This window comes from Robertmurraya korlensis, assembly GCF_023715225.1.
Lineage (GTDB): Bacteria > Bacillota > Bacilli > Bacillales > Cytobacillaceae > Robertmurraya_A.
In genome coordinates this window covers 57162-81218 of the sequence record NZ_JAMBNS010000009.1, presented here as the reverse complement: position 1 = coordinate 81218, position 24057 = coordinate 57162, and the positions used below count along the sequence as shown (strand labels likewise).

General features: G+C 38.8%; 23 protein-coding genes and 1 pseudogene. 5 read left to right on the top strand and 19 right to left on the bottom strand.

The window, feature by feature from the left end; genetic code table 11:
* Nucleotides 1–42: 42 nt before the first annotated feature.
* The gene (locus tag M3175_RS16405) at nucleotides 43–1596 is read right to left on the bottom strand and encodes a fatty acid--CoA ligase family protein (protein ID WP_251521175.1); all 1554 of its coding nucleotides are present in this window, start codon (nucleotides 1594–1596) and stop codon (nucleotides 43–45) included.
* Between the two features lie 310 nt (nucleotides 1597–1906).
* Between M3175_RS16405 and M3175_RS16400 the strand changes: the two genes are divergently transcribed.
* On the top strand, nucleotides 1907–2818 hold the full coding sequence (locus M3175_RS16400) for a nuclease-related domain-containing protein (RefSeq protein ID WP_251521172.1): 912 nt from the start codon (nucleotides 1907–1909) through the stop codon (nucleotides 2816–2818).
* Nucleotides 2819–3473: 655 nt separating this feature from the next.
* Nucleotides 3474–4157 (top strand): spore coat protein, encoded by a 684-nt coding sequence (locus M3175_RS16395; RefSeq protein ID WP_251521564.1) that lies wholly within the window; start codon nucleotides 3474–3476, stop codon nucleotides 4155–4157.
* A gap of 39 nt (nucleotides 4158–4196) precedes the next feature.
* Here the strand turns inward: M3175_RS16395 and galE are convergent, their stop codons facing one another.
* From galE to M3175_RS16380, 3 genes and pseudogenes are all read right to left on the bottom strand, one after another.
* Entirely contained in the window at nucleotides 4197–5183 is a 987-nt protein-coding gene (gene galE / locus M3175_RS16390; RefSeq protein ID WP_251521169.1) for a UDP-glucose 4-epimerase GalE, read from the bottom strand.
* A gap of 19 nt (nucleotides 5184–5202) precedes the next feature.
* A pseudogene (gene lplA, locus M3175_RS16385) lies at nucleotides 5203–6191 on the bottom strand (lipoate--protein ligase).
* A gap of 12 nt (nucleotides 6192–6203) precedes the next feature.
* Nucleotides 6204–6938, bottom strand: a complete 735-nt coding sequence (locus M3175_RS16380) for an MBL fold metallo-hydrolase (RefSeq protein WP_251521166.1) — start codon at nucleotides 6936–6938, stop codon at nucleotides 6204–6206.
* Nucleotides 6939–7098: 160 nt separating this feature from the next.
* Between M3175_RS16380 and yhfH the strand changes: the two genes are divergently transcribed.
* On the top strand, nucleotides 7099–7233 hold the full coding sequence (yhfH, locus tag M3175_RS16375; RefSeq protein WP_251521163.1) for a protein YhfH: 135 nt from the start codon (nucleotides 7099–7101) through the stop codon (nucleotides 7231–7233).
* 48 nt (nucleotides 7234–7281) lie between these two features.
* Here the strand turns inward: yhfH and M3175_RS16370 are convergent, their stop codons facing one another.
* The 5 genes from M3175_RS16370 to hemE all read right to left on the bottom strand — a co-directional run bounded on the left by M3175_RS16370 (nucleotide 7282) and on the right by hemE (nucleotide 13764).
* Nucleotides 7282–9438, bottom strand: coding sequence for a YhgE/Pip family protein (locus tag M3175_RS16370; protein WP_251521161.1), 2157 nt, complete (start codon nucleotides 9436–9438; stop codon nucleotides 7282–7284).
* Between the two features lie 72 nt (nucleotides 9439–9510).
* Nucleotides 9511–10083, bottom strand: a complete 573-nt coding sequence (locus tag M3175_RS16365; protein ID WP_251521159.1) for a TetR/AcrR family transcriptional regulator — start codon at nucleotides 10081–10083, stop codon at nucleotides 9511–9513.
* A 125-nt stretch (nucleotides 10084–10208) separates the two neighbouring features.
* Nucleotides 10209–11615: a protoporphyrinogen oxidase gene (gene hemY, locus M3175_RS16360; protein WP_285852327.1), complete on the bottom strand. Its 1407-nt coding sequence runs from the start codon at nucleotides 11613–11615 to the stop codon at nucleotides 10209–10211.
* Between the two features lie 37 nt (nucleotides 11616–11652).
* Nucleotides 11653–12588, bottom strand: a complete 936-nt coding sequence (gene hemH / locus M3175_RS16355; RefSeq protein WP_251521155.1) for a ferrochelatase — start codon at nucleotides 12586–12588, stop codon at nucleotides 11653–11655.
* Nucleotides 12589–12720: 132 nt separating this feature from the next.
* The gene (gene hemE, locus M3175_RS16350; RefSeq protein ID WP_251521153.1) at nucleotides 12721–13764 is read right to left on the bottom strand and encodes a uroporphyrinogen decarboxylase; all 1044 of its coding nucleotides are present in this window, start codon (nucleotides 13762–13764) and stop codon (nucleotides 12721–12723) included.
* A gap of 252 nt (nucleotides 13765–14016) precedes the next feature.
* Between hemE and M3175_RS16345 the strand changes: the two genes are divergently transcribed.
* Complete coding sequence (locus M3175_RS16345) at nucleotides 14017–14532, top strand: antibiotic biosynthesis monooxygenase family protein (RefSeq protein ID WP_251521151.1); 516 nt, start codon at nucleotides 14017–14019, stop codon at nucleotides 14530–14532.
* 17 nt (nucleotides 14533–14549) lie between these two features.
* On the opposite strand, the gene M3175_RS16340 is transcribed toward M3175_RS16345, so the two are convergent.
* The 3 genes from M3175_RS16340 to liaF are packed head-to-tail and all read right to left on the bottom strand — an operon-like array spanning nucleotide 14550 to nucleotide 16995.
* Complete coding sequence (locus M3175_RS16340; RefSeq protein WP_251521148.1) at nucleotides 14550–15200, bottom strand: response regulator transcription factor; 651 nt, start codon at nucleotides 15198–15200, stop codon at nucleotides 14550–14552.
* Nucleotides 15193–16242: a sensor histidine kinase gene (locus tag M3175_RS16335; RefSeq protein WP_251521145.1), complete on the bottom strand. Its 1050-nt coding sequence runs from the start codon at nucleotides 16240–16242 to the stop codon at nucleotides 15193–15195. The genes M3175_RS16340 and M3175_RS16335 overlap by 8 nt, the downstream gene beginning before the upstream one ends.
* A gap of 9 nt (nucleotides 16243–16251) precedes the next feature.
* Complete coding sequence (gene liaF / locus M3175_RS16330; RefSeq protein ID WP_371321705.1) at nucleotides 16252–16995, bottom strand: cell wall-active antibiotics response protein LiaF; 744 nt, start codon at nucleotides 16993–16995, stop codon at nucleotides 16252–16254.
* A 286-nt stretch (nucleotides 16996–17281) separates the two neighbouring features.
* On the opposite strand from liaF, the gene M3175_RS16325 reads away from it, so the two are divergent.
* Nucleotides 17282–18676, top strand: coding sequence for a hypothetical protein (locus tag M3175_RS16325; protein ID WP_251521139.1), 1395 nt, complete (start codon nucleotides 17282–17284; stop codon nucleotides 18674–18676).
* 36 nt (nucleotides 18677–18712) lie between these two features.
* On the opposite strand, the gene M3175_RS16320 is transcribed toward M3175_RS16325, so the two are convergent.
* The 7 genes from M3175_RS16320 to M3175_RS16290 form a co-directional block, all read right to left on the bottom strand.
* On the bottom strand, nucleotides 18713–19492 hold the full coding sequence (locus tag M3175_RS16320) for a Cof-type HAD-IIB family hydrolase (RefSeq protein WP_251521136.1): 780 nt from the start codon (nucleotides 19490–19492) through the stop codon (nucleotides 18713–18715).
* 56 nt (nucleotides 19493–19548) lie between these two features.
* Entirely contained in the window at nucleotides 19549–19815 is a 267-nt protein-coding gene (locus tag M3175_RS16315; RefSeq protein WP_119707141.1) for a phosphocarrier protein HPr, read from the bottom strand.
* Between the two features lie 21 nt (nucleotides 19816–19836).
* Entirely contained in the window at nucleotides 19837–21273 is a 1437-nt protein-coding gene (locus tag M3175_RS16310; protein WP_251521130.1) for a glycoside hydrolase family 1 protein, read from the bottom strand.
* A 122-nt stretch (nucleotides 21274–21395) separates the two neighbouring features.
* Entirely contained in the window at nucleotides 21396–21722 is a 327-nt protein-coding gene (locus M3175_RS16305; RefSeq protein WP_066054491.1) for a PTS lactose/cellobiose transporter subunit IIA, read from the bottom strand.
* Nucleotides 21723–21798: 76 nt separating this feature from the next.
* On the bottom strand, nucleotides 21799–23127 hold the full coding sequence (gene celB, locus M3175_RS16300; RefSeq protein WP_251521127.1) for a PTS cellobiose transporter subunit IIC: 1329 nt from the start codon (nucleotides 23125–23127) through the stop codon (nucleotides 21799–21801).
* A gap of 32 nt (nucleotides 23128–23159) precedes the next feature.
* Nucleotides 23160–23462, bottom strand: a complete 303-nt coding sequence (locus M3175_RS16295) for a PTS sugar transporter subunit IIB (RefSeq protein WP_251521123.1) — start codon at nucleotides 23460–23462, stop codon at nucleotides 23160–23162.
* Nucleotides 23463–23703: 241 nt separating this feature from the next.
* Entirely contained in the window at nucleotides 23704–24009 is a 306-nt protein-coding gene (locus tag M3175_RS16290) for a PTS sugar transporter subunit IIB (RefSeq protein WP_251521121.1), read from the bottom strand.
* Nucleotides 24010–24057: the final 48 nt, after the last annotated feature.

Here is a 24057-nt window from a genome sequence, read left to right as displayed (position 1 = left end):
TCAATCAAAAAGCAGACATATTTCAGCCTGCTTTTTTTAATCCTATGCTTGAATGATTTGTTGTTTTAACGCTCTTCGTAAAATTTTCCCTGTTGTATTTTTCGGAAGCTCTTCAAGAAAATCTACAGAAATAGGAATCTTGTATTTTGCTAACCGCTCACGACAATAAGCAAGAACATCCTCTTCAGTTAGCTCAGTATTCTTTGTTACTACATAGCTTTTCACTGCTTCGCCTTGTTCGGGATCAGGAACGCCAAGCACCGCCACCTCAATAATGTCTGGATGACTATAAAGCACTTCCTCTACTTCTCTCGGATACACATTGTAGCCACCAACTAGAATAAGGTCCTTTTTCCGGTCAACGATATAAAAATAACCTTCCTCATCCTTTCTAGCTAGATCACCGGTGTATAACCAGCCATTCCGAATGGCCGCCTGTGTTTCCTCAGGCATTTTATAATAACCCTTCATTACATTCGGACCGGAAACGATCAGCTCTCCAACCTGCCCAACAGGAACCTCTTCTCCTAACTCATTCACAACCTTGTTTTCGACATGAAGTATCGACTGACCAATCGAACCGGCCTTTCGCGGACGATCGAGCGGATTAAAGCAAGTAACGGGTGAAGCTTCCGAAAGTCCGTATCCCTCAGAAATAAGTACGTTGAACTTCTTCTCAAAGTTTTCGAGTAAGGAGACCGGCATCGAGGCACCACCGGAAATACATAATCGTAAGGATTGTAAGTCCTTTGGATCTCCTGCTTCGTGTTGGTAAAGGAAGTTATACATAGTAGGTACACCCGCAAAAATGGTTGGCTGATATTTTTTTGATAAACGGAAAATTTCTGCCGGACTAAATTTTGGATCGATTAATATGGTTGCCCCACTCAATAAAGGTGCATTAAGCGCAACCGTTAAGCAAAACACATGAAACATGGGAAGAGTGGTTATCACACAGTCATCCTCATTCATTTTCAAATAATCGCCCGTATCTCTTGCATTGCTGTATAAGTTTTTGTGAGTGAGCATGGCACCCTTTGGCTTTCCAGTTGTACCTGATGTATACAAAATCACTGCAACATCATCTTCATTAAGCTCAGGTCCCTGATAGCTTAAGTCCCCGGATGCAAGGATGCTTGTAAATGTATGTAGCTTATCTCCCACCGATAAGTTGCTAATATTAAGTCCCCGTTCCTTACCTTGAGGAGTTTCACAAACGATATAATTTTCAACCTCAGGAAGTAAGTGATGCATTTTTTCTGCAAGTGGAAGTAATAAATCCAGTGCAACGACTGTTTTTACATCCCCATTTTTTATAATATAGCCAATTTCATCCGGAGTATAAATCGGATTAACCGGAATCACTGTTGCCCCTAATCGCAGTGCTCCGTACAAACTAACAACAAAATATGGTGAATTCCCCAAAAGTAACGCAATATGATCCCCTTTTTTGACCCCAAGTGACTCCAGCCCTGACGCAAACTTCGTAATTGCCCCATCCAATTCAGCATACGTAGTAGCCTCGTCATTAAAATAATACGCTGTTTTCTGAGGCATTGCTTTGGCCGTCTCGTGTAACTGAGCAGATAAATTCATCGCTCCATCCCCTTTATTTGGTTGTTTTGGTTTGTTTGTATGGTGGTCTTAGGTGTTGTGTTTGTTGTGTTGTGTTGTGTTGTGTTGTGTTGTGTTGTGTTGTGTTGTGTTGTGTTGTGTTGTCTGATTTGTTCGTGAATAAATTGTTCAAACATTTATTATGAATGAGTATTCATTCATAAAGAGTGATAAACCCTTACTTCCATTATATTGGTTGGCAATTAGGCTTACAAGTGTAAACGCATACATTTATGAATTTTTAGACAAATCGTTTGAGAAGTTATACACTGAAAAGGAAAGGATGTGGAAGATGTTACTTAAATCGAGAAAAGAGTCAGAAAACCTATTGTTATATCGCAGTTTATTTTTAAGAACGAGCCTGTGTGAAAAGGATGTTTCTCATTACCAGCATCTTGAAAAGGGCTATGCTGGCGAATTATTGTTTGATCAATATGTCAGTACATTGACGAATGAGTTTCTGCTGTTAAATGATGTACTGCTTGATTTTGGTAATAACCTTTTTCAAATGGATTCCCTAGCCATTTTTCAAGAATCGGTTTTGTTGTTTGAGATAAAAAATTTTGAAGGGGATTTCTTTGTTAGAGGAGATCGTTGGTACACTTTATCAGAAAAGGAAATTAAAAACCCCCTTGAACAGTTGCAAAGAAGCGAATCCTTGCTGCGACGCTTTTTACAAGAACATGGCTGTATGCTTCCAATTGAACCATTTTTAGTGTTTGTTAATCCTGAGTTCACCCTCTATCAAGCTCCCATGAAAACACCCATTATCCACCCTACCCAAATCCATCGTTTACGAACACTTGCCAACAAACCAACCAAAACCACTCACCTACATGAGAAAATTGCAAATAAACTTCTCACTCATCATTTGACAACATCTCCCATAAAAAGGAAACCTGATTATTCTTTTGAGAAGCTGCAAAAGGGAATGTATTGTTCCCACTGCTATACATTTTTCAAAGAAGCTACAGAAACGAGATTGGTCTGTTCATGCGGAACAATTGAAAGTATTGACGATGCCATCATTAGAGGCGTTCATGAGTTTATGCTGCTGTTTCCGGATCGGTTAGTGACAACGAATGCTGTTTATGAGTGGTGCGGGGGTGTGGTGAGGTCGAAGAAGACTGTGAGGCGGGTGTTGTCATCACACTTTGCATTAAGGGGCCATAGTAGGAAAGCACATTTTGTTTTAAAAAGTTAAATTGTAGGAAAGATGTTGCATATATAGTGGTTATTTTGTAATTGAGTGTTGTTTCTGAAACTTTGGTTACTGCTAAGAACTTTTTATAGTGCTCACGGAAACCTAACCCATACTTTGGTTACCACCGCGTGCTTTTTTCTTTGCTCATGGGAACCTAACTCACACTTTGGTTACCACCACGCGCTTTTTTCTTTGCTCACGGGAACCTAACTCATACTTTGGTTACCACCGCGTGCTTTTTCCTTTGCTCACGGGAACCTAACTCACACTTTGGTTACCACCGCGTGCTTTTTTCTTTGCTCACGGGAACCTAACTCACACTTTGGTTACCACCACGCGCTTTTTTCATTACTCACGGGAACCTAGCCCACACTTTGGTTACCACCACGCGCTTTTTTCATTACTCACGGGAACCTAACTCACACTTTGGTTACCACCACGCGCTTTTTTCATTACTCACGGGAACCTAACCCACACTTTGGTTACCACCACGCGCTTTTTTAGCTTCTAGGGGAACCTAACTACCATTTTTCCCAAATTTTCACCCCGTATGCTCCTCCTCATCTTTCACCATAATAGACACGTACGGTATTTAGCTGTACAAATCCGAAAGTGGGGGTTGAGACGGATGATAACACAACAACAGCAAAACACTATGCAAACGGCATCTACAAATAATATGATGGCTTCACCGAATATGGCAAGAACTGTGAATCACGGGGCGCATGAGATTCTTGATGTGCATGAAGTGATTTCGGGTACTCTTGGTACCATTGACCAATATTTAATGTTCGAGCAACAGATTAAGGATCCAGAGTTAAAAGATATTGTCGTTCGACAACGTCAATTTATTACGGATCAATATAATGTGTTAGTCGAATGTTTTAAAACTGGACAAGATCCAAGTCATCCAACTTCTAGCTATATGATGAAGCAATCCAATGATGTTGTTTATGGTATGAAATCCTCCCAACCAACTAAACCGAAGCAATCTGCAGCTGAAATTGATGATAAATGTTTATCTTCTCTCATGCTTGGCTGTATGAAGTCATCTGCACAAACGATGACGATGGCTGCTGGTGAAGCAACGAATCCGATTGTGCGACGCGTGCTTCAGGATAGTATCCCTAACTATTTGGAAATGGCGTACGAAATCTTCTTATATCAAAACAAAAAGGAATATTATCAAGTTCCACAGTTAAAAGAAGAAGACACGCAACAGCTGCTGAATTCGTTCGCTACAGGTGGTTCCCAAGGTACACAGGGAATGCAAAATATCCAAGGAATGCAAGGCATACCAAATATGCAGAGTAATCAGCAAAACCGCATTCTTCAATAACACCAAAAGGGGCTCCATCCAAGGAGCCCCACCTACATACTATTTCTTATAACCACCAGGATTGTTCTGATGCCAATTCCATGCGGTTTCAATAATGGTTTCTAACTGGTTATACTTTGGCTTCCAGCCCAGAGTTTCCTGAGCTTTTTCAGATGAGGCAATTAATACAGCCGGATCACCCGCTCGACGAGGACTAACAACAGCTGGAATTTCATGCTTTGTAACTGTTCTTGCTGTTTCGATTACCTCTTTTACCGAAAAGCCTCGGCCATTTCCTAAGTTGAACACGTCACTAACTTCATTTTTACGCAAATATTCTAAAGCTAACCAGTGAGCGTTAGCAAGGTCCATGACATGAATATAATCGCGGATACATGTTCCGTCCTCAGTCGGATAATCATCACCATAGATTCCAATATGCTCTCTCTGTCCTAAGGCTACCTGCAAAATAATTGGGATCAAATGAGTTTCAGGTGTGTGGTCCTCACCAATTATTCCGTCCGGATGAGCACCAGCGGCATTAAAATAACGTAGCGAAATCGACTTTAAGCCATAAGCCCCATCACACCAACGGAACATTTTCTCCATTGCAAGCTTTGTTTCTCCATATGGATTTGTTGGAGACGTTTCTGACTCCTCTGAAATCGGAACTTCTTTCGGCTCCCCATAGGTTGCTGCTGTTGATGAAAACACTATTTTCTTCACATGATGCTCCACCATTACAGAGACCAATGAATGTGATGCAATAAGATTATTTTCATAATACATAAGCGGCTTCTCTACACTTTCTCCGACAAGAGAACTTGCAGCAAAATGAATCACCGCTTCAATCGAGTGCTTTGAAAACACTTCACTTAATGCTTTCGAATCGCGTAAATCCACTTGATAGAAAGTTGCACCCTTTACCGCTGGGAGATGGCCGGTTTGTAAATTGTCTACAACCACGACTTCTTCTCCTTGATTCAAAAGCTCTACCACTGTGTGGCTACCAATATAGCCGGCTCCACCTGTTACTAAAATTGCCATCCTTTAATCCCCCAACAAGTTAATAAATTAATTCTAAAAAATCTTCTTTTGTCACGTTACCGAAATAATGTTTAATATTTACATCGTCCAACGCTAATTGTATCACAGCTTTATCGTAACGAATTCCCGTTAACTTTTCTTCTATTTCAGTGACATCTCCAACACCAAAGAAATCACCATAAATTTTACAGCTTTCAATAACTCCTTTATTCACTTCAAGTCGAACATCAATATGTCCCACAGGGAAACGGTGTGAATGCTGAAGATTAAACTTCGGAGACTTTCCATAGTTCCAATCCCAATTTTGGTAGCGTTCTTTAGAAAGTTCATGAATATTCTTCCAGTCTTCTTCTGTTAACACATACTCATTTACATTCTCTGTACCACCAAAGATCTTCTCAAGAAGCAAGGAACGAAACTCTTCCATTGAACCTTTTCTGTTAAAAATTCTGAAATATTGGCGACACGGCTTCGAATCGACTTGATCCCTTTCGATTCAATTTTATCCTTTCGCACCTTTAATGCTGATACAACATGGTCAATCTCTGAATCAAGCATAAGCGTTCCATGACTAAACATTCGTCCCTTTGTGGAAAACTGTGCATTCCCAGAAATTTTTCTACCTCCCACTACAATGTCGTTTCTCCCACTTAATTCTGCCTGTACTCCTAGCTCACGTAAAGCTTCAACGACCGGATCCGTAAACTTTTTAAAATTATGAAAGCTTTCTCCATCATCCTTGGTAATAAAGCTGAAATTCAAATTCCCTAAATCATGGTAAACAGCTCCACCACCTGAAAGCCTTCGGACGACATGAATCCCGTTTTCCTCTACGTAATCCGTATTTATTTCTTCAATCGTATTTTGATTTTTGCCAATGATAATGGATGGTTCATTTATGTAGAACAGTAGATACGTTTCGTCTATGTTTAATTTTTTCAGGCAATATTCTTCAATCGCTAAGTTTACTCTGGGATCTGTGATTCCTTTATTATCAATAAATAACATACTTCTCTCTCCTTATATTTCAATCACTTGTCCGGTGTGGGCCAAGCCTGTTGGGCCATTATAATGTTGCTTTGCTTCGTCAACTAACTGCTGTAGTTCTCCATAGTGTGGAAGATGCGTTAACACAAGCTGCTTAACATTTGCTCTTGTTGCAAGCTTGCCGGCATCAATGCTGTTCATATGCCCAGCTCCACTACCGTCCTGATTTGCATAAAAATTACATTCACATAAAAGAACGTCGGCTCCCTCACTAAATGAAACAAATCCCTCAATAAACGAAGTATCTGCTGTGTATACAAGTGCTTTGCCATCAGCCTCAAATCTCATCGCATAGCAAGGAACCGGATGCTTTGTTAATAAAAATCGAATAGTGAATGGACCTACTTTCAATTCTTCATTGGCGTCATAAGCAATCCCTTTTGTTATCGTTTTGTACGTTAACTTTGAAAATTCATAGGTATCCCCATCATGGGCATAAATCGGTAATGTACTCATCTGACCACCTAAAAACCCTTGAATCAATCGAGCATGCTGCAAAGCGCCAATGTCTGCAATATGATCGGCATGATAATGAGATAACACAACCGCATCTAGTTCTTCAGGCTGGTAATAATTTTGTAATTTAGACAAAACCCCGCTTCCACAATCAATCAATAATTTAAAACCATTATGTTCTAATACATAGCCTGTGCTAGCTTCATCTGCTTTGGGATAACCACCCCAAAAACCTATTGTTGTGAGCTTCATCGAACGATTCCCTCCGCTTATTATTATATCTATCGTTTATTATAGCTTTTTTATTTATTTATGAAAAATAGGTAAAACAACGATTGACACACCTAGTCTGTTATAATACAATATAGTTAATAACTAATCTGTTTCAAACACCAAAATAGGGGGAACTTATATGTTTGAGAGCATCGTTGAATTTTTCAGGAACTTACCACCAAAGGAATGTGTACAATGTGGGAATAAAATTGAAGAACAACATGAATGCTATGGCAATAAGTGCGAGCATTGCATGAATGTAACAAACATATAGATTCGTAGTTTATAATAAAGGCCCCAGTCAGCTGACTGGGGCTATTTTTTATTCTGCCATTATATGAAACTGGCGCTTATGCATCTTCGAAAAATATAGGATGGTCCCAATTGCACATACAATAGCAAACGATAAAAGGATATATGCGTTATGCCACATGAATGAGTAATCACCACTTGAAATAACCGCTTTAAATCCTTGAACCGAATAGGTCATTGGCAATAATGAATTAAACGGCTGTAATGCACTTGGAATAAGCTCTAATGGAAATGTTCCCGCACTTGTTGTTAATTGCAAAATGAGAACGATAATGGCGACAAAACGACCTGGATCTCCAAGCGTTGTTACCAATAATTGAATTAATGCCACAAACGTGATACTAGTGATGATCGTGAAGAGATAGAAGTAAACAGTACTTTCAACCTGTAGACCAAGACCTAGCAATAACACGGTGGCTGCTACAATCCCCTGTAATACACCAATTACACCAATAATAGAAAATTTGCTTATGAACCAGTTCATACCACTCTTAGGAATAGAAGCTGGCTCCTTTAAAGGAAACACAATTGATAAAAGTAAAGCACCTACGAACAATCCTAGCGACAGGAAGTAAGGAGCGAACCCTGTACCGTAGTTTGATACTTCATTTACTTTCTTTTCTTTCACTTCGACTGGCTGTGCCATCATATTAAATGTTTTCTCTGTCGCCTCAACGCTTGACGCTTTGTCTGCTCCTTCAGCTAGCTTCGTTGACAGTTCATTGCTACCGTCTAATAACTTATTGTTTCCATCAACAATTTTATCGCTACCTTCTTGTAACTGACTGGCACTTGACGCAATGGTTTTAGATGCGTCCGATAGCTCTGTTACCCCGGACACTAACCCATTTGTACCCTCGCTAATTTTTTGGGCACCATTTGATGCTAGAGTAAGCTTTTGTTGAAAGTATTCCATGCCAGACTCAAACGTTGTTTGGCCCGCAGAAAGTTCTGAAGATCCTGCTACTAAAGCATCCGTACCTTCTTCTAATTGATTTAATCCACCTTGAAGTTCTTTTTGTCCTGCTAGTAAGGAACCCATGCCATTTTCAAGATTGCTTGCACCCGCGGACAAAAGAGCCGATTTTTCTGCTAGCATTTTGGTGTTTGAATCTAAAGAGGCTAGTGTTTGTTCAAGAACCGCTCTTTCCTGTCCTTCAGGCATTTGTGAAATCACCGCTTGTAAGGATTGAGTGAGCGCCTTTACGCCACCATTAACGGCCTCGGCACCCTTTTGCCATTCAGCAAGTGAGGTTTCAAGTGTTGCAGCCCCTTTCATTAACTCACTTGTGCCACCAATTAATGTCGGAACTTTTTCATTCACCGTTTCTAACCCTGTGTTCACATCCGTAATTCCTTGATGTAAGCTACCTAGTCCTGATTGAATTCTCTTTGAGGCCGTAAGAAGCTCGGTTTGGCCGTCGGTTAATTGTCCTAAACCTGATGATAAATCAGAAGCACCTTTATTGAGGGCAATTGTCCCGTTTGTGGCACTTGTCATTCCTTCCGAAAACCTTTCTGTTCCATTTGAAAATTGAGTCAGCTTTTCTTGAAAGTTTGAAGTTCCAGCCAAAAGATTAGCTGTTCCAGTGCTCAAATCATTGGCACCTTCACTTGCTTTTGTCATTCCATCCGCTAGTTCTCCTACTTTGTCAAACATACTTTCCGCATATGTTTCTGTTACCTTTGCTGACAGGGAGGCTTTAATCTTTTCAATAGCTGTACCCCCAATTTGTGCAGCTAAGAAGTTATAGCCTTCATTAGGTATATACGTAAGTGTAAGCTTCTCTGGGTTTTCATCTAAAAGTGTTGTCGCATTTTTAGAAAAATCTTCTGGTATCTCGACGATCATATAATATTTTTGGTTTTCTAAGTCATCGTTTGCCACTGTACGATCAACAAACTCAAAATGAAAATCTTTACTTTCCTTTAACTTATCGACTAAGTCATCACCTAAATGGAGCTCTTTTCCTTCATAAGTTGCACCATCATCTTCATTTACAATCGCTACTGGAAGATCCTTTAAGTGATCATATGGATCCCAAAATGCCCATAAAAACATCCCACTATATAAAATAGGTATAAAAAGGACGGCGATAAGTGGGATTAATAATTTCCGGTTTCGAAACACCGCTGTGATCTCTTCTTTTAGAAGATTATTTTTCAATTGTTATTCTCCCCTTTTTATTCAAATTGACTGAAATGTTCATTTGGTCATTTTATAGAAAAAAAGAAGGGCTCACTTGGCTAAACCCTTAAATATATATTGTTCAAATAGCTTGGCTATCTCGTCTTTTTCAAGTGGTGGATTATTTTTTTCCCAATCGAATATTAAAGCAATATACAGTTTCAGCATCACAACCGCCGTTACCTTCGGGTCACAGGATTGTATACTTCCTGTTTCAATGGCTTTGGAGACTCGTTCTTCAATATTTCTCAATATATTATTTTCCATCCGATTAATCACATCTACTACAGCAGGGGTACCAATTTCTCTAGCTTCCTGAAAAAGCTTAATAGAAAGCTGATGGCTCATTCGAAATTCAAGAATTTGGTACAATGCCTGATGCAACTTTTCATGGAAAGGCAAATCGCCTAAAAATGCTTCATCTGCTGTTACTTTTAGCTCTTTGATCAAGCTAGAGATAATTTCATCAAACAGCTCTTCTTTGTTTTTAAAAAAGGTATAAATGGTTCCTTTACCAACATTTGCAATTTTGGCAACTTGGTCTATGGTCGTAGCTTTATAGCCAAACTGCGAAAAAGACTTTGTTGCAGCCTCAACAATTAGCTTTTTTCGGTCAATCCCCATATCTTCACCTCAATAACTGACCAAATGAACAAAATGGTCATTTTGTATAAATCATAATTTATCACCTTATAGTGTTTGTGTCAATAGTGAAAAAGAGACTCCTAGTAAAGAGTCCCTTAAAAAATTTATTGAAGAAATTGCAATACCTTTTCTACTGCTGCCTCACCTTGATCAATGCAATCAGGGATTCCTAAGCCTTCAAAAGAAGCTCCAGCTAAAAATACACCCGGTAGTTCTTGAGCAACTTGCTCATTGACCGTTTGAATTCTTTGTTTATGTCCAACTGTGTATTGAGGCATGGAGTCCTTCCACCTTGAAACAACAACAAAATCAGGATCCATCGTGATATTCATGGTCTTATTCAAGTCTTCAAGGACAATTCTAGTTAACTCATCATCAGATAAATCTACAATCGCCTCATCACCAGGACGCCCCACATAACAACGAAGCAGAACACTACCTTCAGGACATGCATGTGGCCATTTTTTATGTGTCCACGTACAGGCGGTTATCGAATAATCGCTATTTCGAGACACGACAAATCCAGTCCCATTGATATCCTTTTCTACCGCTTCTTTTGGAAAAGCTAATGCAACGGTTGCCACTGAAGTAGATGGCATATGTTCAAAAGGATCGAAGAAATCATACTGCTGAAACATCGCATGTGTCACATGATGTGGTACAGCTGAGATAATTGCATCAGCGGCAAGTTGGTCTCCATTGTTTAACTCAAGTTTGTATCCTTTGTCCACCTTTTTTAATCTATCAACACGGATTCCCTTCAACACGGATCCAGTCTCTAGCTTTGCTTCAATTCCGTCCACTAAAGACTGTAACCCGGATGTCAGTGTTAGGAAAATACCTTTACTCTTTGTTTCAGGCGATTTTTTCGGAGCTTGGGGTGTTGCTTTTTTCATCCCAAGAACTAAACTGCCATATTTTTGTTCTACCTGATAAAATTGTGGAAAGGTTGCCATCAGACTCATTTGATCAATATCGCCTGCATAGATACCCGAAAGAAGTGGCTCAATTAAGTTTTCAACCACTTCATCTCCTAGTCTTCTTCTAAAGAAGCTACCCAATGATTGATCCTCAGCTGGATTTGACTTTGGTAAAACAAAATCAGCAGCGGCTCTTAACTTTCCTTGAATAGAAAATAGTCCAGTCGTAACAAATGGGGCCAGTTGTGTAGGGATACCCATAACAGAACCACCTGGCATCGGATGCAGCCTCTCTTGAACCAATACATACGATTTTCCAGCTGTATTGTTCACAAGCTTTGACTCCATTCCTGCTTCCTTTACAAGACGTGTCGCACTTTGCTTTCTCTCTAGGTAGGAGTCGGGCCCTCTTTCAATGACAAATCCGTCACGAACAACCGTCTGTATTTTTCCACCTAGACGATGCGTTGCTTCTATAAGACATACGTCAATGGGTAAGCCCTTTTCACGAGCTTCCTTTTGTAAGTAGTAAGCAGCTGTAAGACCTGTTATGCCTCCCCCAATTATGACAACCTTCTTTTTTCCTTCCAACACGGTTAATCGCCTTCTTTTCTAAAAGTTGTTTACTTTATCTCATGTTTAACTTGTTCAGTACAACTGTTGCCATCGCATCGATAAATAATGGTTGTGAATTTGGCATTTCAGGTCGGTAATACGACACACCTAATTCTTCCGTTATAATCTTACACTCATAATCATTATCGTAGAGAACCTCTAAATGGTCAGCAACAAAGCCAACTGGTGTGTATACGAATGCTTTATAACCATTCTTTTCGTGTAATTCTCTCGTTAAATCCTGAACATCAGGTCCAAGCCATGGCTCTGGTGTATTTCCTGCACTTTGCCAGCCAACCGCATAGTTTTTTACACCGGCACTCTCAGCAATGTAATCAGCTGTTTTTTGAAGCTGATCCGGATATGGATCACCTAATTGAAGGATTTTCTCAGGTAAACTGTGTGCAGAAACAATTAATACCGAAGAATTCTGTTCTTCTGCTGTCATAGAATCAAAAGTTGCCTTTACTTTCTCAGCCCAATATTGAATAAACTTCGGCTCATCAAACCAGCTTTCAACTGAAGTAATTTTTAGATTCCCAAGCTTCGCTGCTTCCTCATGAGCTCGTCCGTTGTATGACTTTACGCTAAAGGTAGAAAAATGCGGAGCTAGTACGATGCTCACTGCTTCTTGAATGCCATCCTCGTACATTTGTTTCACCGCATCTTCAATAAACGGTTCGATATGCTTTAACCCTAAGTAAAGCTTAAATTCCACTTGATCCTGAACTTTATTTAAATGCTCCTGTAATTTCTCACCTTGTTCTTGCGTTATTTTTGCAAGTGGAGAAATGCCACCAATTGCTTCATAGCGATTTTTTAAATCCTCTAGCATTTCAGGAGACGGCTTACGTCCATGACGAATATGCGTATAATAACGCTCAATATCTTCCTCCTTGTAAGGAGTTCCATAGGCCATTACTAAAAGCCCCATTACTTTCTTTGTCATAATATCCCTCACATCCTGTTTATTCACGATTTTCCAGCAATTTTTTCATTCATCCATTTATTTTGCCAAAAAATACGTGAAAGTGCTAGTAATAATACTTAAAATATAATAATTATTATTACTTAAGAATCATTAACGTTTGTTTACTGCAGTATATTCATGAACAAAAGTTGTTAGTCGCTTTAATGTTTCAGGATTAACGGAAGGAAACACACCATGTCCTAAGTTAAAAATATGCCCTGGATGTGCTAGTCCTTGATCAAGAATCGCTTTAGCACGCTCCTCTATTACTTCCCATGGAGCCAATAAAATAGCCGGATCTAAGTTTCCTTGAACCGTTTTATGCACTCCCATTTGTCGAGCTTCTTCAATTTGTAGACGCCAATCTAATCCAACCACATCTAGAGGGAGATCATTCCATTCTAAAGCCAAATGGCTTGCACCTACACCAAACATAATTAATGGAACGTTTTCTTCTCTAAGTGCACTAAAAATTCGATTCATCACCGGCTTAATAAAATAGCGATAGTCCTGAACATTCAAGGCACCAACCCAAGAATCAAAGATCTGGATGGCTCGTGCTCCGGCTTTTATTTGTGATTTCACATATGTAATAGTCATCTCTGCCAATTTATCCATTAACGCAAACCATGCCTTTGGTTCTGAGTACATAAATGATTTGGTTTTGTTATAGTTTTTCGATGGTCCACCTTCAATCATATAGCTAGCTAGTGTAAAAGGTGCTCCCGCAAACCCGATAAGGGGTACATTAAGCTGTTCCTCCGTTAGAAGCTTTATCGTATCGAGCACATATGGAACATCCTCTTCAGGATGAATCTCTCCTAATTTCTCTACATCAGCAAAAGAACGAATAGGATTTGAAATGACTGGCCCAATTCCTGATTTTATTTCTACATCGACTCCGATTGCAGGTAGCGGTGACATAATATCTTTATAAAGAATAGCGGCATCGACATCGTATTGCTCCACTGGAAGTCTTGTTACATACGCACAAAGTTCAGGCTGATGAGTGATTTCAAATAAAGAATATTTTTCTTTTATTTCACGATATTCAGGTTGAGATCTTCCTGCCTGTCTCATATACCAAACAGGGGTATAATCCGTTTGTTCTCCTCTTGCTGCCTTTAAAAATGTTTCATTAATTTGTCTTACCATTATGTTGACCCCTTTCAAAAAAACAAGCTATCTCCCATTTTAATATACTTTACTCATATTTTAAAAATACTGCGCTTACATACACATCTTCTAATATAGCTTTTTCTACTATAGATGTATAGATAACCGCCTCATCTGTCAAAAAATCTTCTTTTTTTATCTAATGGTTTTTTCTTTTATAGCAAGTTGAAATTAGGATTGGCTAGCTCTTCTCGTTATAATTAGTTTATACATTGTAAGGGGTGAAAGAGTATGAAGATCTTTATGACGAATGGGACGTACGAGTATATGCACTCACTAAAGGAAAAGCATGTTCAAGAAAAGATGCTGCTTATGCAAGATAATGAAACAACCCTTCTCATACATGAAACAGATGGTAGTACCGTCTTTGCCTCCCCAAGGAAGTATGAAGCGATTGATCAATCAGGGGAATTGGCAAATGGAGCTTATTTTGTTTTTAACAATATTCCTGTAAGCGAAGAAGGTCGGCCGGTGTTCGAGTATCGCTTTAAAAATCGGGCCAGGCTCATTGAACAGGAGCCTGGATTTGCAGCCATCCGAGTGCTACGTCCCCTTTCTAACGATACATACATCATTTTGACTGCATGGAAAGAAGAAAAAGACTATTTAAACTGGCAGGAGTCTAAGGCTTACGAAAAGGCTCATGAGAAAAGAAAAACCGAGAAGGGAATTGATCAGCAACAACCTTCAATCTTCGCAAGACCTTCCTTTGTGACGAAATACCATCTTGTCCTAGAAAAGGAATAAGAAAAAAGCCGGGAATCCTATCCATCCCGGCCCTCTTTTAACTTTATTAATCCATTTCGATTGGCATAGACTGCCGCCTGAGTTCGATCAGACACTTGTAATTTACTCAAAATATTGCTCACATGAGTTTTCACCGTCTTCACACCGATGTATAGCTCATTGCTAATTTCCTGATTCGTTTTTCCATCACCGATACATATTAATACTTCCATTTCTCTATCTGTTAGCTCATCATGGAGTTTCTTTTCTTTTACTCTCAAACGATTCATCATGCGATTGGCTACTTTCGGTTCGATCACTGATTCGCCTCGGGCAGCTTTCCTAATCGCTTGAACGATTTCATCAGCACTTGCTGTTTTTAGCATATAGCTAAATACCCCAGCCTCAATTGCGGGAAACACTTGTTCATCATCATAAAAGCTAGTAATGATAATAATTTTACAATTCGGATTAAAGGATAAAATTTCCTTGGTTGCATCAATTCCTGTGCCATCTTCCATAAGTAAGTCCATTAGAACAACATCCGGTTTTTTGTCTGCAACTAGTCTCACTGCATCTTTTCCACAGCTGGCTTCTCCTACAATCTCGATATCTGGTTCTGTCTGTAAATATGAGATAATTCCTTTTCTTACAACTTCATGGTCATCTACGACAGCTAGTCTAATCATACAGACCCCTCCCCGTCACAGGTATTCTAATATCAATATATGTGCCTTCCTTCTTTTTGGAGCGAATCGTAAAAATACCACCGATCTCTTCACATCGTTCTCTCATTGTTTTCATTCCATAGGATGTCATTCGAACCACCTCTGGGTCGAAGCCTTTTCCGTTATCCCCTATAAACAAATAAATATACGATTCCTTTTCTGTTAATGTAATGGTTATTTTTGTAGCTTCTGCATGTTTTAAAATATTGGACAGTGCTTCTTGAATAATTCGAAACAAATGCTGTTCCGTTGCTTTTGAAACACAATCAAGCTCATCAATGCTTGCTTGAAATTCAATGCCAGTTTTCCCTTTCAGTTCTTGAATTAACTTGATTACGCCATCACATAGACTATTATCTTTTAACTGAACGGGTCGAAGATGAAGTAATAATGCCCTCATTTCCCCTTGTGCTTTAACCGCAATTTCCGATATCTGTTCTAATTGTTCCTTCGCTTTTAACGGGTTATTGTCAAAAGTCCGGATCGTAGCTGAGCTAATCATACTGAGCGCAAACAGCTGCTGACTAACCACATCATGAAGATCTCTTGCCAATCGTTGTCGCTCTTCCATGACCGCAGCTGCATGTGCGGTCTGTGCCAGTGCAGTCTTTTCATCAGCCAATCTTCTCGTGGAATAGACTTGTTCCTGTATGTATTCAGCCAAATGATTTAATTCCTCTGTAATAAGACCAATTTCATCCTTCTCAAATTCTGGTATTCTCTCAGAAAACTTCCCACTTCTTAGCGTAGAAATAAATAAGTAGATATCTGATAATCTCCCCTTTATTAAATAACTACCTTTAATGCCAAAATATCCCCCAATAAGCAAAAGAATTACGAAAATATAGAGGGTTAGCCAAAAGGTTGTCACGATCGATAAGCTAGATGATTGCACATTAAATAAATAGATTTGTAAACCTAGAAAGAAACAAAGAGAACTAATAAATGCCATCATAATAAAACTTTGTAAAAACCAGAAACGAATACCGACTCTCTTCTTCATAAGCTTCACCTATACCTTATCAATACGTACGGATCCAATTTTCAACTCAATCGATATCTTTAACTTTCGAACAGCTTCCTCGTAACCAGGAGTTTGATAGGTTAACCCACGATTGATTGCATCGGTTTCCTTATCAAATATACGAATATCTCCTACCTTTATATAAGATTGGACAAAAACAGGGACATCTTCTGGGATGATCATCTTGACATCACCAATCCATCCTTGAACGATAATCGGCGTTTCTTTTTCTGGTATATATGCTTGGCTAAAATCAATGAAATAGTCTCCAATTGTGTTATAGAGCTCCATTGGTTCTACTGACCAATTGGCTTGTTTAAAACTAACATCACCAATCGAAAAACCTCTAGCTCTTTTTCTCTTTTCCTTCCCTTTTTCATCATTCGTTTTAAACGCATCTTTAGGCATATCCTCATGAAAATGAAACTTAATTTTATTTCTTCTAGTCAGCAAGCTAATCGCAATATAAATAATCATATATGGCCAAAGCTTCCAAAATTCCCAAAATCCAAATTCTAATTTTCCAAATCGATCAAATATTAATATAGAAGAAAAAAGAAATAAAAATAAAGAAAGGAACAAATTTCTCTTTTCAACTAAGGCTTTCACACAGAGAATCGTCGCAATGATAAATAGCAGAAATGGATAAGAAACGACAAATAACTCTGTTATTTCCAAGGAAATGACACCTATATTAACAAGGAGGAGTCCCCCCCCTACAAGTAAGAGCACGAACGCAAACAGTACTTGGTTTATCGTTTGATATCTCAACTCATTCGCCTACTTTCAATCAATAGCTTAATAATTCGATAATTTTCTATATTCTCCTTCATTTTATCTCTTCTTTTGATAACCTGAACCAAACTCTAGGTGCTCTTTCTCTCCGTCTAGAGACGGAAAGATTTTCTTTTTCACTCTCACATCTTTGCCCATTTAACATATTCTGTAGCAACCAACCATATTAGGGCAAAAGCCTAAATAGGCAGGTTCCCTAATATAGGAGAAAGGAGTTTGTTCGATGGGTATTGAGTTAACAGCATTACATTGGATTTACCTTTCCTTTATCATTTTAATTATAGGTTTTATGGTCATGAGAAGAGATACCTCACTGGTATGTATAACGGGAATTTTTTTAATAGCGATTACCGCTACCGGTTCACTTAGCGCTTCTATTAGTGATATATTTTCTAGTTTTATATATGCTATTACTGAGCTCCTTCCAACTATTCTAGTCATTTCCATTATCGTAGCTATGAGTAGAAGTTTAACTACAACCGGTATTAATGATGTGATGATTTCTCCTTTTGCAAAAATTATACGTACACCAGCACTCGCATACTGGACCATCGGTATTTTGATGATGGTTATTTCTTGGTTTTTTTGGCCATCTCCTGCCGTTGCACTCTTAGGTGCCGTATTACTTCCTGTCGCAATCCGAGTTGGTCTTCCTGCCTTAGGGGTGGCCATGGCTATGAACTTATTTGGTCACGGAATTGCGCTATCAGGTGATTTTATTATTCAGGCTGCACCCAAATTAACTGCCGATGCGGCAGGATTACCAGTTAGTGAGGTCATTAGTGCTAGTGTACCTCTTGTCATCGTCATGGGTGTTGTTACCACCATAACAGCTTTCTTCTTTTTAAAGAGAGATATGAAACTTGGGAAGCTAACCACAACTTCATATATTCAATCGAAATCTTCGGATGATCATACAGAGAAAAACTTATTATCTCTTAGACAGAAGAGATTTTTCTCGCTGCTAATCCCCGTTTTGTTTTTACTAGATGTTGTCGCTATGTTTTTACTCGATTTACAGGGTGGGGACGCAACGGCATTAGTTGGTGGAACATCGATTGTTATCCTCATACTAATCACAATCGTTGGACATAAAAACAAAGGATTGGAAAAAACAACGAGCTATTTAATAGAAGGATTTCAATTTGGGTTTAAGGTTTTTGGACCTGTTATACCGATTGCCGCCTTCTTCTATCTTGGCGATGCTGGCTTTTCGGTCATCATTGGTGAATATTTACCACAAACATCACAAGGAATTGTCAATGACCTTAGTGTCTCCTTAGCTGGGATTGTTCCGTTAAGCAATGAGATTGCTGCGGTAACTCTTACAACAGTCGGAGCTATTACTGGACTAGATGGGTCAGGTTTTTCAGGCATTTCACTAGCTGGTTCTGTTGCCAACCTGTTTGCAGAGGGAATTGGTACAGGTGCTGCTACATTAACGGCCCTCGGCCAAATTTCAGCCATATGGGTTGGGGGTGGAACATTAGTTCCTTGGGCTCTGATTCCAGCTGCAGCCATTTGTAATGTCGATCCGTTTGAATTAGCCCGACGAAACTTACTTCCTGTTTGTATTGGCCTTGTTGTTACCACGATTGTAGCCATCTTTTTAATATAGAAAAAACATCGTCAGATTCTTTCTGACGATGTTTTTTTACTTCAACAGCCCGACCAATTCTAATCCGTAGGCAATTCCATCTTCATCCACATGCTTAGTTACGAATTTAGCAGCGCTTTTCGCCTTTTCGTGTGCATTTCCCATTGCTACGCTATTCTTAACAAAGGTAAGCATCTCAATATCATTTAATCCATCTCCAAAAGCATACACATGCTCAGGTGAAATGCCAAAATGATTCATAGCTGCTTGAATTCCTACCGCTTTTGATCCTCCAGCAGGTAATACATCAACCGCATATTCATGCCAGCGGATAAAATCTAATTGAGGAAAGGCTGATTTATAATCCACTTGATCTTCATCTGTATAGATTAAAAAGGATTGAAATATTTCACGATCTCGATGGTAAAGAGGATCATATCCAACCTTCCCACTCACATTTAAAGAACCCACAGCTTCTTCTAACTTGGTATGTGATTCTACATTTCCTTTCATATCCTCGTGATCTAGATACACGATTGGGTGTTGATTGTTAGATGAATAATTTGTAAGCTCTTCTAAAACGGAGAGGTTGATTGGATTTTTGTATATCACTTCTCCATTTAATACAACATACTGACCATTAAAGCTTACATAATTATCTATTTCTAACTCTTTAAGAATCTCAGTGATATTAAATGGAGATCTCCCTGTCGCAATAGCTACTTCATGACCTTGATTCTTTAACTGCTGAATAGCTTCCTTTGCTGATTGTGGTAATTTTTTTTCTTCATTATATAATGTTCCATCAATATCAAAAAAGACCATTTTTTTGGACATGTATCTTCTCTCCCAATTAGAAACCCCATCCAAAAGTTGAATGGGGTTTCTCGATTTTATTCAGCAAGTCCTTCTTTAGCTAATACATCAGTAAGACCTTTTAACGCTTCCTCTTCATCTGCACCCTCAGTTGTAATTGTAATTGATGCACCTTTAGGAATTCCTAAAGACATTACACCCATAATAGACTTGAGGTTAACTTCCTTTTCCTTGTAAGCTAGTTTCACATCTGAGTTGAATTTACTTGCCGTACTTACAAGAAGTGTCGCTGGTCTTGCATGAATCCCTGTTTCATCAATAACTGTAAAAGTTTTCTTTGCCATAATTAAAACCTCCAAATATGCTTATAGTTTCTCACCGTTTGACTCGATTACGGATTTGTACCATTCAAAGCTTTTCTTCTTGATCCGACGAAGGTCATTTTCACCTTCTTCATGTTGATTCACATAAACGAATCCGTAACGTTTTTGGAATCCATTCAACCAGCTTAAAAGATCGGTAAATGACCACACGCAATATCCAAGCATCTCAACACCGTCCGAAATCGCTTCCTGAATGGCTACAAGATGTGTTCGAATATAATCAATACGATAATCATCGTTTACCACATCATTTTCTTCAAGCTTATCATACTCGCCTAACCCGTTTTCACTGATTAAGATTGGCAGGCCGTATCTGCTTTGTATGCGGCGAAGTCCAATTCGAAGCCCAACAGGATCTATATTCCAGTCCCAGTTTGTTCTTTCTAAATTGTCATTCTTGACCGTTTTAAATACACCAGGAATTCCTCTGTCCTTCGTTGTTCCTTTTTTCCCTGATGTATTAAAATGACCTTCAGTTACTCCATCAAGCGGGTTTTCTTCGTATGTGGTTGTTTGGTAATAGTTTACACCCATGAAATCAGGTTTTCCAGCTTTTAATAATTCAAAATCGCCTTCTTCTACCTGTGGAGCCAATCCGTTCTTTTCTAGATAGCTCCAAGTTGCCTCCGGATATTTCCCCCACGCGTATACGTCCATCCACCAATGGCTCGTAAATTCCTCTGCATTTTCGGCGGCTATTATATCTGTTGGCTTGGATGTGGCAGCATAGGCAGGTGAGTAAGCAAAGCTAGGACCGATTTTTCCATCCGGAACAAATTTACGGAATTCTTTAATGACACTTGCATTCGCTAAATTTGCATGGTGATTTACTTGATAAAAGAGCTTATCATCCTTTACTCCTGGTGGATGAGCTGCCCACTGATATCCAAGCATCGTAAAAATATTTTGCTCATTTAAACTGACCCAATACTTAACTCGGTCTCCAAACCGCTTGAATAAAATGGTACTGTAATTAGTGAAGTCCTCTATAATCTTTCTCGATTCCCAACCACCATATTCATCTTGTAACGCTTGTGGAAGATCCCAATGATATAGTGTAAGAACAGGTTCAATATTATGCTTTACGAGCTCATTAATCAGATTATCGTAAAACTGTAGACCTTTCTCATTAACTTCCCCTTTTCCTTGTGGAAGAATTCTTGTCCAGGCTACAGAAAAGCGATATGCCTTCATTCCCATCTCTGCCATTAACTGCACATCTTCTTTATATCGATGGTAATGATCGACTGCTACATCACCAGTTGTCCCTTTAAATGTTTTTCCTGGTATGCGAACGAATAAATCCCAGTTAGAAGGTCCTTTTCCATCCTCATTCCATGCACCTTCTACTTGATAAGCTGCAGAAGCTGCCCCCCAAAGGAATTTTTCTGGAAACGGCTTTAATTGCTTATGTATCATTATTATCTCTCCTTCACTTTTTCCCTTAATTGCAAAGTAATGAATATGGTTCTGATGCTATCACACCAGAACCAATTCTTTGTTATTATGCTTCTTCCCCAAGAAATTACTGAAACAAATTATTAGCTGGAAACTTTCTCTAACTTAATTGTTTCGTACAAATCGACAAATTCAGTTGCTAAATCCTTTAGTGTAATTGCATTCATTAAGTGATCTTGCGCATGCACCATTAATAGAGAAATTTCTACCTTTTCTCCTCTAATTTCGCCCTGAATCAATGATGTTTGAACATGGTGTGCTTCGTTTAATGCATCTGCTGCCTCTTGAAGCTTAGCTCTTGCTTCCGTAAAATCTCCACGCTTCGCTGCTGCGATCGCTTCCATCGAAGAGCTTTTTCCATTTCCACCATGTAAAATAATCTGAAATACTGTTTCTTCCATTGTTGCCATTGTAAGTCCCCCCGTATAAAAAGCATTCTCACATAATCTCATGTGAGAATACTTTTGCTATTTTTTAAAACGTTAATTAGCTTACTTTTGATGTATTTACTCCGCCTTCTTCTTGTTGCTTCATCTTATCCCACATTCTGAAGAACGGGAAGTAGATCGTAAATGCGATGACGATGTTCACAGCCTGCATGATTGCTCCTGAAATTTTCCCTCCAGTTGCTAGGTATCCACCAATAATTGGCGGCGTTGTCCATGGAATCGCGATACCTGCTGGCTTAGCAACTAAACCTAATTTCATTGAGTAATACGTTACAATGATAAGTACGATTGGTGTTAAGAAGAATGGTACGATTAGTAATGGGTTCATTACAATTGGCGTACCGAAAATGATTGGTTCATTGATCATGAATGTTCCAGGACCAGCCGCTAATTTACCAAGCGCCTTCATTTGTTGGCTTCGTGCCCAGAAAAGCATGAGTAACGCTAGACCAAATGTGGCACCTGTACCACCGATATTGATGAATATTTCAAAGAATTGTGCTGTGAAAATATTAGGTAATTCCTCACCTGCACGGAATGCAATTTGGTTTTCTTCTGTAGCCATTAACCAAACTGGGTTTAGAACACCACCAACGATATTTGTTCCGTGAAGACCTGCTGACCAAAGCATCATAATAAGCATATAGGCAAAAATAGATCCGATTAAGCTTCCACCTAATAATCCAAGTGGTTTACCAAGTACTAATTGAACCACGTCATGAATACTGTTAATTCCAAAGTATTCAATCACTAAGCGAATAAGGAAGATCGTAGTAATAACGATAAAACCAGGAACAAGTGCTACAAACGATTTACTTACTGCCGGTGGTACGCTATCTGGCATTTTAATAACGATATTTTTCTTAAGAATAAGGTTATACACTTCTGTTGAGAATAAAGCGATTAAGATGGCTACGAAAAGTCCTTTACTTCCCATTAATGCGACTGGAATAGCTCCTCCAACTGCAATTGCTTCTGTTGCTCCGTCTGGAGTAAATGGTACATTGAATGGTGTAGCTAGTAAGAACGCACACAGTGAGATAACCCCTGCTGTAATGGCGTCAATGCCATACCTCTCTGCTAGACGATACGCAATACCGAATGCAGCGATAAGACCCATCATGTTAAACGTTGCATCAGTTGGGTACATTAGTTTTGCTAACCATTGATCTCCGAACACGCTTGCCATGAAATCGGCATAACCCGGAATTGGTAGGAACCCTAAGATTAGGAATACAGAACCGATAATAATCATTGGCATCGCTAGAATAATTCCATCTTTTAAAGCACCTAAATGTCTTTGTGCCGCTAATTTACCAGCAAAAGGCATAAACTTTGATTCAAGGAAACCTAAAAACTTATTCATCACGTTTCATTCCCTTCTCTAAACAGAGATAATTATTTTTTCAGTGATACTGCTGTTTTTAACACTTCGGCACCATTACACATTCCATAGTGGATAGGGTTAATAGAATCAACTGGGACATTCTTTTCGTTTCCTAGTTGTTGCATTTGAGGTAATAAGTAACGCACTTGTGGTCCAAGAAGCAACACATCTGCTTGATCGATATTTGCCTTTACTTGGTCTGCACTTACTGCCCAAATTTTTGACTCAAGGCCTTGTTCCTTTGCAGCCGCTTCCATTTTTGTTACTAGTAAACTTGTTGACATACCTGCCGCACAGCATAATAGAATGTTCATCATATTTCCTCCTAATATTTTCAATTGACTCTCTTAACAGTTCAGAGCTTTAAGTGAAAGATTAACAGATAACAAGAAATCTTACTTTATTGTTTTGCTTTGTTGTCTCTTCTTGATGTCTTTATTGTAAATGTAAAACGTTTTCACTTACATCTATCATTTTTCCGTTTCTCAAAGGAAATGGATATGAATTCTTTTTTGACAGAAAAAAAACAGGGAGTATATCTACCTGTTTTTTGCTTTACTTATTTTTTAATAGTTTTGCATATTCTAAAACTTCAACACCATTACAAGTTCCATAATGAACCGTGTTAATTACATCTACTGGAATACCTTTTTCTTCTCCAAGCTTTTTTAGTTCAGGAAGTAAATGGCGAACTTGTGGACCTAATAGGATCACGTCTGCGTCTTTGATATGTTTATAAACAACATCCCCGGGTACTGCCCAGATCTTATTGTTTTCACCTTGGTCGATTGAAATTTGATTCATTTTTCTTACTAGTAGGCTTGTTGACATGCCTGCTGCACAGCATAATAAAATATTCATCAAAATTCCTCCTTTACAACACATAAAGTAATCAAACAAATTCCATTT